The organism is Crocosphaera sp., from assembly GCF_030064895.1.
In the GTDB taxonomy this organism is placed as follows: Bacteria; Cyanobacteriota; Cyanobacteriia; order Cyanobacteriales; family Microcystaceae; genus Crocosphaera.
The window spans coordinates 1-6,201 of record NZ_JASJEB010000174.1; the positions used below are offsets into that span (position 1 = coordinate 1).

General features: G+C 37.5%; 6 protein-coding genes. 3 read left to right on the plus strand and 3 right to left on the minus strand.

The window, feature by feature from the left end; translation table 11 throughout:
- Positions 1 to 106 precede the first annotated feature (106 nt).
- Positions 107 to 739, minus strand: coding sequence for a TetR/AcrR family transcriptional regulator (locus QNJ66_RS25725; protein WP_300511517.1), 633 nt, complete (start codon positions 737 to 739; stop codon positions 107 to 109).
- Between the two features lie 104 nt (positions 740 to 843).
- Here QNJ66_RS25725 and QNJ66_RS25730 point away from each other — a divergent pair, with 104 nt between their 5' ends.
- The 3 genes from QNJ66_RS25730 to QNJ66_RS25740 all read left to right on the plus strand — a co-directional run bounded on the left by QNJ66_RS25730 (position 844) and on the right by QNJ66_RS25740 (position 4,133).
- The gene (locus QNJ66_RS25730; RefSeq protein WP_300511518.1) at positions 844 to 2,142 is read left to right on the plus strand and encodes an ABC exporter membrane fusion protein; all 1,299 of its coding nucleotides are present in this window, start codon (positions 844 to 846) and stop codon (positions 2,140 to 2,142) included.
- A gap of 66 nt (positions 2,143 to 2,208) precedes the next feature.
- Positions 2,209 to 3,375: an ABC transporter permease DevC gene (devC, locus tag QNJ66_RS25735; RefSeq protein ID WP_300511519.1), complete on the plus strand. Its 1,167-nt coding sequence runs from the start codon at positions 2,209 to 2,211 to the stop codon at positions 3,373 to 3,375.
- A 56-nt stretch (positions 3,376 to 3,431) separates the two neighbouring features.
- Entirely contained in the window at positions 3,432 to 4,133 is a 702-nt protein-coding gene (locus QNJ66_RS25740; RefSeq protein WP_300511520.1) for a DevA family ABC transporter ATP-binding protein, read from the plus strand.
- 550 nt (positions 4,134 to 4,683) lie between these two features.
- Here the strand turns inward: QNJ66_RS25740 and QNJ66_RS25745 are convergent.
- Both QNJ66_RS25745 and QNJ66_RS25750 read right to left on the minus strand, forming a co-directional pair.
- Positions 4,684 to 5,340, minus strand: a complete 657-nt coding sequence (locus QNJ66_RS25745) for a DUF3386 domain-containing protein (RefSeq protein WP_300511521.1) — start codon at positions 5,338 to 5,340, stop codon at positions 4,684 to 4,686.
- A gap of 185 nt (positions 5,341 to 5,525) precedes the next feature.
- Positions 5,526 to 5,993: a hypothetical protein gene (locus tag QNJ66_RS25750; protein ID WP_300511522.1), complete on the minus strand. Its 468-nt coding sequence runs from the start codon at positions 5,991 to 5,993 to the stop codon at positions 5,526 to 5,528.
- Positions 5,994 to 6,201 lie beyond the last annotated feature (208 nt).

Genomic DNA, 6,201 nt, shown 5'->3' on the forward strand with positions numbered 1-6,201 from the left:
ACATTGGACGTAAAAGTAAAGCCAATCTCTTTGAAAAGAGAGAGGTATTAGAGGGGCTTTTGGACGCTCCAAGACGATACTTTATCGTGTAAAGAATCCCCAACTTCTAAAGTTGGGGTAGTTCAATCGTAATTAAATAGGTCAATGTCTTAATCAGACGCTCACTTTCTAATGGCACAATATCTTTCCCGTGCAACATTTCTTGTAGTATGACAAAATAAACCATTGTTCCCATCATCACTCGCACTGTAGCTTCTGGATCTGCTAATTCTAAAGCAGGATGAGATTTAAAATACTTGGTCAGAATTTCGATACTGGGTTTTGCCACATGATTTATATATGCTTTTGCTAATTCTGGAAAACGCCCCGACTCGCCAATAATAATCCGCATAAAGTCTTGACGAGAGCGATCGCATTCAGCATCAGCAAGCATTTTTGTTGCCATTGCGGACAAGACCACTTGAGGATCTTGTTCCAACGATTGAGGCTTTTCTAAGCCCATCACCGTCTGAAACTTGTCTTTGACTAAATCCTGCATCACCGCATTAAACAGCTTTTCTTTATCCCCAAAATGGCTGTACACTGTCGCTTTAGAAACCCCGGCAGACTTCGCTACCTTATCCATACTGGTAGCAGCATAACCATTCTTGAGAAACTCTTTCATTGCTCCTTTTAGGATAGCTTCTGTCTTCACTTCAGATTTTGTCCGTTCGGAAATTTGGGGGTCACTATTGGTCATATTTACTCAGGATTAAAAAATATTGCAATACTAATCAGTTTAGTTTAGCATAGTGGTAACTGAACTAAACGGTTCAGTTACATAAGGAAGACCTCCTAAAAACTATGGAATATACAGCAAACAACAAAACCAAATTTGGCAACTCCCTAGTGAAGAGAATCCCTGTATTAATGGTAGGATTAGCCTTGTTGTTCAGTGGATTAGCCGTTTATCGCTCGACTCAAACTGACACTTCTGAATCTGAAGTCCATGTCGTGACCATTCCCGAAATTAAAACCGTAACAGCATTAGGAAGACTAGAACCCAGTGGAGAAATTACTCAAATTTCAGTTTCTTCAGCTGCGCAGGGAAATCGGATTGATGAATTGTTGGTTGATGAAGGAGATGAAGTCAAAAAAGGTCAGGTAATTGCCATTTTAGATAGTCGCGATCATGCCTTAGCTTCTCTAAATCAGTCTCAAGAACAAGTAAGACTAGCCCAAGCCAATCTAGATTTAGTGAAAGCAGGGGCAAAAACAGGAGAAGTTGAGGCTCAACTCGCGATCATTGAGAGGTTAAAAACAGAACTCAAAGGAGTGATTGCCACAGATGAAGCAAAGATATCTCGATTACAAGCTCAATTAGAAACTGAAAGCAAAGAAAAGCAAGCCACTATTAATCGCTTTCAAGCAGAAATTAATAATGCTCAAGTCGAATTTCAACGTTATAAACAATTAGCAGAAGATGGTGTTATTTCCAATTCTGAATTAGATAGCAAGGAATTAATCTTAGCAACTAATCAACAAAGTTATCAAGAAGCACAAGCCATTTATAATAGAATAGTTGCTACTCTCCAAGAAGAAATTAAAGAAGTACAAGCTTTAGCAATTCAAAGAAAAGATAGCTTGAAAAAACAAATTATTGAAGCACAAGCTAAGTTAGATGAAATTACTGAAATTCGTCCTGTAGATGTAGCAGTAGCTGAAGCCGAAGTCAGACAGGCTAAAGCAACCGTTAGAATGAAGCAAGCAGAACTTAATCAAGCATATATCAAATCACCTCAAGCTGGAAGAGTCATCAAAACAATGATTCGTCCAGGAGAGATAGTTAACAGTGATGAAGGAATCGCCAGAATTGGGCAAACAAAAGAAATGTATGCAGTGGCTGAAGTCTATCAAAGCGATGTCAATAAAGTCAAAATCGGGCAATCAGTGACAGTTACCAGTAGTGCAATTACAGGTAAATTAACAGGAACAGTGGAAAAAATTGGCTTGCAAATAGAAAGACAAAATGTAGTCAACACTGATCCTACTAGCAATATAGATGCCAGAGTTGTTGAGGTCAAAGTCAGGCTAGACAAAGCATCCAGTCAGAAGGTAGAAGGACTAACTAATTTACAAGTAAATGTGAGGATTGAACTATAAAATTAATCAAGAATTAAGAATACTAATTCTTCAATTATCTCTTATCCATTATCCATTGAAAAAACTATGTTCAAATCACTAAAAAACCGTACGCCTCTTGGTTTATTACAACTTAAACACGACAAAATGAAAATGCTCACAGCATTAGCAGGAATTGCTTTTGCAGACATCTTGATGTTTATGCAGTTAGGCTTCAAAGATGCTTTATTTACCACTAACACCCAGTATCCCAGGCTAATTAAAGGAGATATTGTTTTACTAAGTAATCAAGCAACCAATTTTAACCAGTTATATACCTTTCCACGACGACGACTTTATCAGTCAATGGATGTTTCGGGAGTCCAATCCGCCCAACCCGTTTATATTGGTTCTCTTAATTGGCGTAATCCTCAAACTAGGGAAAAAACTTCGATGATGGTTGTTGGATTTGATCCAGAACAACCTGCATTTAATTTGCCTGAAGTTAATCGTCAGTTAGATAAGGTCAAAATCCCCGATACGGTACTATTTGATCGCGCATCTAGAGGAAAATATGAAGAAGTAATTTCTATGGTTGAACAGGGAAAAGTAGTCACTACCGAAAGAGATCGCAATACTGTAACCATTGGGGGTTTATTTGAAGTAGGTGCTTCTTTTGCCGATGATGGAGCTTTAATAACGAGCGACTATAACTTTTTACGCTTGTTTCCTAAAAAGGAACAGGGAACGGTTAGTTTAGGTATTATTAATCTTGAACCAGGACAAGATCCCGTAGCTGTCAGACAGGCTTTAAATATTCATCTTTCTGATGATGTCCAAGCTTATACCCATGAGGAATATGTGGATAAAGAAGTAACCTATATTCAAAATCGTTCCCCTATTGGATTTGTGTTTACTCTGGGAACGACAATGGGTTTTATTGTCGGTATTGTCATTGTTTATCAGGTTCTTTCTACTGACGTTAACGATCATATAGCAGAATACGCCACTTTCAAGGCCATGGGATATAAGAATTCTTACCTGTTGTTTGTGGTGTTTGAAGAAGCTCTTATTTTATCTTTAGCGGGCTTTATTCCCAGTGTGATCCTCTCATTAGGACTTTATAGCTTAACTGCAACAGCAACAGCTTTGCCAATTATGATGCCTGTATCTAGAGCAATTACAGTTTTAATTATGACAATTATTATGTGTGGTATTTCTGGAGCGATCGCTACTCGTAAGTTACAATCAGCAGATCCAGCCGATATTTTTTAAACAAGTTCTCAACTTTAAGCTCAATCTTCTTCAAAAACTCAACAAATATATTAATTATGGTTAATCAACAAGCAGTAATAGATATTCATAATTTAGATCATTATTTTGGAAAAGGGGAACTTCGTAAACAGGTTTTATTTGACATTAACTTAGAAATAAATCGGGGTGAAATTGTCTTGATGACAGGACCTTCAGGTTCGGGTAAAACAACTTTATTGACATTAGTTAGTGGATTACGATCACCCCAAATAGGAAGCTGCAAAATTCTTGGTAAGGAATTGTGTGGCGCAAGTTCAGCAGAGTTAGTCCAAGCTAGGCGTAATAACGGCTATATCTTTCAAGCCCATAACTTACACCATAGTTTAACCGCTAGTCAAAATGTACAGATGGGTTTAGAACTACATGGCAAGTATTCCAAGGCTCAAATGCGCGATCGCTCTATAGCAATGCTAGAAGAAGTGGGGTTAAGTGAGCGGGTAGATTACTATCCCGATAATTTGTCTGGAGGACAAAAACAGAGAGTTGCGATCGCTCGTGCTTTAGTAGCTCATCCTGCTATTGTTTTAGCCGATGAACCAACAGCAGCTTTAGACAGTAAATCGGGACGGGATGTAGTCAATCTTATGCAAAAGCTCGCCAAAGAACAAGGTAGCACTATTCTTTTAGTTACCCATGATGATCGAATTCTTGATATTGCTGATCGTATTGTTCATCTGGAAGACGGCCGATTAGTTACATTCTCCCACGCTGACTGCTAGGCATTATAGCGTGGTACTCAGCCTAAGATTAGGGCGTGTCTGCAAAGTTCAAAATCTTAGTTGAGGGAGGCAGAGGAAGCAGAGGAAGCAGAGGGGGAAATTAGTTTATTTTTAATATTCTAATAGTTTGCAGACAGAGCCTAAAGTTAACTATAAGCAAAAATTATCTAAAATTGAAATAACAAAGAAAATAAAAATATTCGCCTCTCTTTATACTTCGCAATGTGTGATAATTATTATCAATAAGCAACGAGTTTACGGGCTTATGGTATTATGTTAGAGACTGATACTTGAGGCGTGTTATATCTACCTTTAAAACAAGTCTGAATATCCCCATTACTACCTTACTTGAAGCTATAAACCATTCCAAAATAAGGGTAATTAGAGAAAAAACAAGAATTTTTTTGAGCAAGTGTACTAAAATGATGTAAACCAACGTAAAGCTGCTCTTGACAAAAATAAAAAATAATGTTCGCAGATATAAATGAACAAGTTGGGTGTCAAAAATAAGAAACTTCCTACTCTTTAACACCCAACTGTAAACTAATAATTAAACCATTGCCGGTTGTAATAATTTAACGTTAGAAAAACCGAATTCTTTGGTTGCTTTTTCTTCGTTTTCTTCTGAAGTAATCACACGACTGGTTAAAATATAGTAACCACCCACTTGTTCATAATTATCCTCAAAATCGGTTTTTCCGGCTTTGAGTTCCCCTGTTTTGGGATCATGATAAATGGAGTCGTAACGATGGGAAAGATACCCTTCTTCTGTTTTATGGCTGCTGAAGGTGTCAATAGTAACCACAACCCCGTGAATATGACGGTGAACATGGCAAACTTCGTTATCACGGAGTTTATAACGATCGCCTTCTGATTTGCCTCCCATGAGGATTTCTACAGCACCACTTTCATCGGTGTTACCGTAACTGAAGATATTTTGACCATGAACTTGTTCAAAGGAGCGACGAACCCGATGAATAGACGTTTCCCATAATTGAGATTTAACCTGTGCTGCTGCTTGTTCGTCTTCTATATTAAACACTTCTGTGGACATATCTTGGTTAACTCGCACTTGACCGTTAAAGGTGCGATCGTTATCCTTAAAAGTTACATCCGCTGTATAACCTGGAAAGTTTCCGTCCCAAGTGTAACGGTTTTCGTAAGCAGTGCGAAACAATTCTCTAGCTTCAAGGGTAGTTGCACTCATAAACTATTTTTGCTCTCTTTGTAGTGAATATTGAATTGAAAGGTAGAACCGTAGACACACTTATGTTATCTGTCAATGTTAATGATAAGTGATCTGATGTTCGGTGATCAACTAAGATTGAGAATTTTAAAACTATGAAACAAACCTATTTTAAAATTTTCAAAGTATTTTAAAATATCTTTCAATCATTGATTATTTTTATGCCTTAATTGTAGTTCTCCTTGATTATTCAAAACATATTGACCTGAAATATTACTTGCACTACTACGGGAAAAATTATTGGATAAACCGTCTAGACTTACTGTTCTTCTGGTTCCATAATAATCTCTTGCATCAGAACCTTGAAATTCAGGAGCATTCAGCCTTTCAGACCTTGAATTTTGAATAGGTTGAGATTGATTTTCTTCACTTAACGCAATTCTCCGATTGAGAATAGCCCTTTCTCCTTCATTTTCATTTCTTTGTTGTCTATTGGCTTCTAAATTCTCCTTAATTGCATTGTGAACGCACATATAGGACAGGTCAACAGTTTGACCTAATTCATCAACCATGTAACACAAAGGACTTGCTACAGTAGTTTCTATACCGATAAATAAATTCATTAAGCTAGAAATACCACCAATAAGTAAACTTCTCTGCAAAAATACCTGCATAGCACTAACAACCTATTCTTGAATAAGGGATCTAGCCCAAAGATTTTTCTATTTTTTATAGTAATACTAGTGAACTACCCCAACTTGCTTACGCTGAAGTTGGGGCTTCTGAACTCACAGGGGTATGCCTCAAGACAGACTTACGGCCACCTTTTGGTCTTACTTCCCCTCCTTCAGCAGCAGTCCTGGTTCCCAAGACCGATAATTG

What these genes read in the sequence shown, in the direction of transcription:
- QNJ66_RS25725 (WP_300511517.1), bottom strand. Translation starts at nt 739, where the DNA reads ATGACCAATAGTGACCCCCAAATTTCCGAACGGACAAAATCTGAAGTG.
- QNJ66_RS25730 (WP_300511518.1), top strand. Translation starts at nt 844, where the DNA reads ATGGAATATACAGCAAACAACAAAACCAAATTTGGCAACTCCCTAGTG.
- devC (WP_300511519.1), top strand. Translation starts at nt 2,209, where the DNA reads ATGTTCAAATCACTAAAAAACCGTACGCCTCTTGGTTTATTACAACTT.
- QNJ66_RS25740 (WP_300511520.1), top strand. Translation starts at nt 3,432, where the DNA reads ATGGTTAATCAACAAGCAGTAATAGATATTCATAATTTAGATCATTAT.
- QNJ66_RS25745 (WP_300511521.1), bottom strand. Translation starts at nt 5,340, where the DNA reads ATGAGTGCAACTACCCTTGAAGCTAGAGAATTGTTTCGCACTGCTTAC.
- QNJ66_RS25750 (WP_300511522.1), bottom strand. Translation starts at nt 5,993, where the DNA reads ATGCAGGTATTTTTGCAGAGAAGTTTACTTATTGGTGGTATTTCTAGC.